The organism is Endozoicomonas sp. ONNA2 (genome assembly GCF_024606365.1).
Taxonomy (GTDB): Bacteria; Pseudomonadota; Gammaproteobacteria; order Pseudomonadales; family Endozoicomonadaceae; genus Endozoicomonas.
On the sequence record NZ_JAHHPO010000645.1, the window covers coordinates 1 to 4,760 of the forward strand.

3 protein-coding genes are annotated in these 4,760 nt (G+C 47.2%); 1 reads left to right on the forward strand and 2 read right to left on the reverse strand.

The window, feature by feature from the left end; translation table 11 throughout:
- Window positions 1-225: 225 nt before the first annotated feature.
- Together KDK14_RS11340 and KDK14_RS11345 are read right to left on the reverse strand one after the other, a co-directional pair.
- Window positions 226-1,056: a hypothetical protein gene (locus KDK14_RS11340; RefSeq protein ID WP_257265230.1), complete on the reverse strand. Its 831-nt coding sequence runs from the start codon at window positions 1,054-1,056 to the stop codon at window positions 226-228.
- A complete protein-coding gene (locus KDK14_RS11345) occupies window positions 1,016-2,269 on the reverse strand; it encodes a hypothetical protein (RefSeq protein ID WP_257265231.1) in 1,254 nt (417 codons plus the stop codon). Before KDK14_RS11345 ends, KDK14_RS11340 begins: the two co-directional genes overlap by 41 nt.
- A 617-nt stretch (window positions 2,270-2,886) precedes the next feature.
- On the opposite strand from KDK14_RS11345, the gene KDK14_RS11350 reads away from it, so the two are divergent.
- A partial coding sequence (locus KDK14_RS11350; protein ID WP_257265232.1) for a baculoviral IAP repeat-containing protein occupies window positions 2,887-4,760 on the forward strand: 1,874 nt, incomplete at its 3' end.

Below are 4,760 nucleotides of genomic sequence, written 5' to 3' on the forward strand. Positions count from 1 at the left end.
TTAAATTGGTAAAATTCTTCCGGTGCAATCAAAACCTTACGGATTCAGGTTTATAGTTTAAGGCTTTTATGCTTTTTGTGACGGTCAGGAGTATGATTCGATCTTTTGCGACAACCGCTTTCACCGCCCGGCCCCATTCAGCGGATGCTTTACGACGGGTTTGGTAATAGCTGGTTAAAACGTATGTCCTCCCCAGTTACTCTGTCAGTCTATATCTGGTTCATTTTATGGGCTGGTTTCTGCGTGACTATTCATTCGTTCTCTGGTTACCTTAACTCCCTGTGATACCCAGTTGACCGCAGCGCTTGCCAGTTCTCTACCACTAGCCAGTGGTTTCATGGCCAGCTCCTGTCCACGCAATCCCTCCCGGTAACCAGTAATCCATTGATAGCTTGAATAGCCGACAATCCCCAATCCGCCCGCTGCCATAAGGGAACCTAAGAGAATTCCCACCGCAGCGGCAGTTGACGATGTAGCGGCTGTTGACACTGAAGTGGCTGTAGCGGTTGTTGACACCTTGGCGGCATTTACCGGGCAAACATCACTGTACGAAAAATACAACGTATCCAGAAATTCAGTTCTCGAGGAGCAATTGGCTGTTAACACACGTGGGCCTGTTTTTTGGCAAAGGGTTGAAAGCTGATGAACGGAAATATTCCCATGGTTTTTTAGTTGACCATTGACCATGCAGTTCACCGCCGTGGTGTTGGCAACCGTTCCTCCAGCTTCAACGATCCCACCCCCGATGTCGGCCAATGCATGGTCACCGCAGGTTTTGACCCAGCTGTTCACCGCCGTAGTGTTGGCAACCGTTCCTCCAGCTTGAACCACCCCACCCCCGATGCCGACGAATGCATGGCCACCTCGGGTTTTGACCCAGCTGTTCACCGCCGTGGTTTTGGCAACCGTTCCTCCAGCTTCAACCAGTCCCCCCCCGATGCCGGCGTTTGCATTATTACCAAAGGTTGTGACCTGGCTGTTAACCGCCGTGGTGTTTGCAACTGTTCCTCCAGCTTCAACCAGTCCCCCCCCCGATGCCGGCGTTTGCATTACCATAGGTTTCGACCTGGCTGTTAACCGCCGTGGTGTTGGCAACCGTTCCTCCAGCTTGAACCACCCCACCCCCGATGGCGGCGAATGCATGGTCCCCCCGGCTTATGACAGAGCTGTTCACCGCCGTAGTGCTGGTAACCATTCCTGAAACCCTCCCTCCCCCGATGCCGGCGTTTGCCTCCGCACGCAGGGTTATGACCGAGCTGTTCACCGCCTTGGTATCGACAACCGTTCCTATAACTCTCCCCCCGCCAATGCCCGCGTCAGACTGCGGATCCGCGGTTACGATCCAGCTATTCACTGCCGTGGTGTTGGCAACTGTTCCTCCAACTTCTACCCTTCCCCCCCCGATGCCGGCGAATGAAGACCTACCCGCGGTGACAATATCAACATTTTCGGCCCAGATATCACTGACTGTGCCATTCACAATACAGGCTGCTAACCCGGCAGGCTTATTCCAGGAAACTATAGTAGCATCAGTAAAGCCAAGGCGACTGATGCTGCCTTGTTCCAGAGTGTCAACAAAACACTCAGACATGCCTTTGATGGTACGGTACTGTCCATCGTAATTACCGGTGAAACTGACAATGGATTGATGATGATGTTGAGAGAGATCAATATCCGCCGTCTGTTGATAGGTACCGTTCCGTGGATAGTCAGGATGTCGACCAATCTTGCCCAGGGTTTCTGCATCATTAATCTTTATGGGTTTTGAACCATCGGCAATGGATTCCGAATTCGCATAGTGAAAAGCGCTGGCCAGCGTGCCAAGTGCAAGCAGTCCTTTGGCTCCCTGACTTACTTGATAGCGGGCCATGGATGGCTGTTGAAGGGGTACGTCTTTCGAGTCGGGTCGTTTTTCCTGAGCTTCCCCGATTGTTTTTGATTCCTGTGGTGATTCTGGTTTGACATCTGGCCCGGGCAAATCGCTCGCCGAGCAAGCATTGGTGATATCTTTCGCTATGAAAACGATGGTACTCCAGGGGAGGATGGTTGTTACAGCCAGCCGCCCAATATCTTGCAGTGTTTTATAGGGGTTAATACTGAAGCAAGGATCTTCCATTGGAATCAATGATTCCACAAGCGCTTTAGAAACAGCAACGCCATGACCGAGCCAGGAACGTTCGATGCCATTCCCTGAACTTTGGGAAGCCCTGTCATAAAACGGTTGCTGAAGGGGTTGTTGAATGGGTTGTTGAATGGGTTGCTGAATCAAAACGATAAACCTCAATCTCAATGATGGATTAGTCCAGCGTTAACCAAATGAAATCATGCTTTATGACAACTTGTCAGTCACTCTGGGCAACTGCTCCTGCGTTGCTCTGGCTCCTGCATCAATGCAGACGCGCTCCGTTGCAACTCCGAAACATAGCCACGGCTATGCTATCTACGTTGCACCTTGCATAATAACCACCCACTTAAACCACAAATATACGATTCCATTTGGCCAACTACTTTAACAACTTAACAATGCTTGAATTGGTCTAAATCATCAGTGTTCATAACCTGATAATTCTGGTGACAGAGATATGATAGGCTCATGTTGTATAAAGTATTTATCCATTGATAAGAATTTATTGAAATACTCTTATATATGTTTATTCAAAATTACTGTGTTCAGGAAATTCCGTATTTTCGTCACATGATTTCAACTTGTTATTTCAAATGGTTAGTTAATCTAACCATTTTGTTGATAGCTGCATTTGATGTCTTAAGCATTTTCATCAATCAACTTTGTGCTATTTTTCGAGAGTTACTAAAATTTCGTGGGCAATTCAATAATACGGCGCCGTTAAAATATCCAACGGCAACCATGAAACCAAGGAGGATGTGGTGGATAATTTACCAGCGAGTGAGCCTTTACGGGTAACTGTTGGCGCGAACAGAAACCCTGCCAATAACTGTGATCGTTCCACCACCGATGGCTCGACATTCCAATCATACCATGTAAGGCCGATTGATTCGTCAAACAATTATTTATCAAGTGATCAGGGTTCTGTTGTTTACTTACATTTTCCAAACCGTGAACATCACCCGGTTGCCGGTTTTCAGGGCAATCAGAATCAGCCGTCAGGTACTTATCAAGCTACCATTGATGGCCACGCTCAAACGTTTACTTCGTTAAGGGCATTGCTCCAGATTCAGTCTTTTATAGACAATTTCAGGGAACGTAGCCGAGAGTATCTTCCTGGTTTTGATATTCCTCCGGAGAATAATGAAATCAAGACATTGATCCTTGAGAACGAGTGTGTTCAGCAAGTTTTCCTGTTGGTTAATGAAATAGATTTATTACATGTGACCGGATCTTCGGAACGAATGCATTTGACAGAACAGGCATCAGGCAGTGACCGTTCAGATGCCTTTCATTTACCTGCACCACGCAGTGACCGACGTCGCAGTGTTTCCCATGAGAATCATCCTTTTTCTGGAGTTGACCACACACCGCAATACTATTCCTGTCATGTTAATGGTGAAGATAAAACATTTGATTCAATCGATGGGCTATTAGCGGAGCAGCCATTATTACGAAACTTTCGTGATAATGCCAGGTTATACAACGTGGTTTCAGATATCCCTGCTACCGATGCTGACCTTAAAAACTTTGTTAAAAAAAGACAGGAGCGGATCGCTGCGTTTCTGTTAATTAATGATATTAAAAAAACGGTACCAACCGCTAATGCGGGGTGTAGTGCCAATTATGTCACCGCCTTTGACCGGGAGCCCACTGCCGGGATATTTAACCAACGTATGGCAAGCGTGGCGGAACGACGAAGCTCTCTGGTTTTGCACAATGCAAGGAGGGATGTAGAATTCCTGCGTCATATTCCTCATATGTACAGGAATACTTTTAATTTATCTGATGCCGGATTTTATTTATCACTGAAAGAAGAAAAATTGTTCTGTTTTTCCTGTGGCGGATCAATTGAAGAGTGGCTAGAGGAGTGGAGAACGAGTACCCTCGATGAGGTTCATGCCACACTTTACCCAGAATGCTCTTTTTTGCGGGAAAACGTGGGAATCGGATTTATTGAAGGCTGTCAACAACGGTTAACCCCGGAACAGCAACGCAGGTTGGCCCGACCTTTGGAAAGTCATCCACACTTGTATTCCTTGCCCGTGAGTGACCATCAATGGCAACAAGAATTGAACGCAAGGTCCGCACAGGAAACGATATTTAACTTGCGTGAGGACCGAACGCTTGTGGATGGAATGACTGTACATGAAATTGCACGTGAAAACCGGCAACTAACCCGACGAGTCCAACAGCATTGGGGCTGTCGGCATCAGCCAGGTGCCTCCTCAGCTATCGATAGCAATGTGCAAGGATGTCTGGAGGATTTCCACCGTCGCTTTCTCCCTGACTCGGCACTACATCATGAAATGGACAGACTGCATGGAAAAGTGAATGCTGCTCATGACCCAAACAATCAGCTTAAATTGAGCTTATTACAAATCCTGGAAAATCTGCTGACCCTGCCAGACGATCAGTGGGCCGATACCGGTGCAGAAATTGCCGGGATGATTGGCGCTGCCTACAACCGTGATTGCCAGGATCACACATCAGAAATCATCGATCAAATCAAGACTCGAATGGCTTTCATTAATATCAAGCGAGAACTGGAGGTGGGGCCTGATGCTATCGAGATATTCAACCTGTTGAAGAAATTAAAATTATTTTTTAATGAGTCAGTACTCTACAAAGTAAT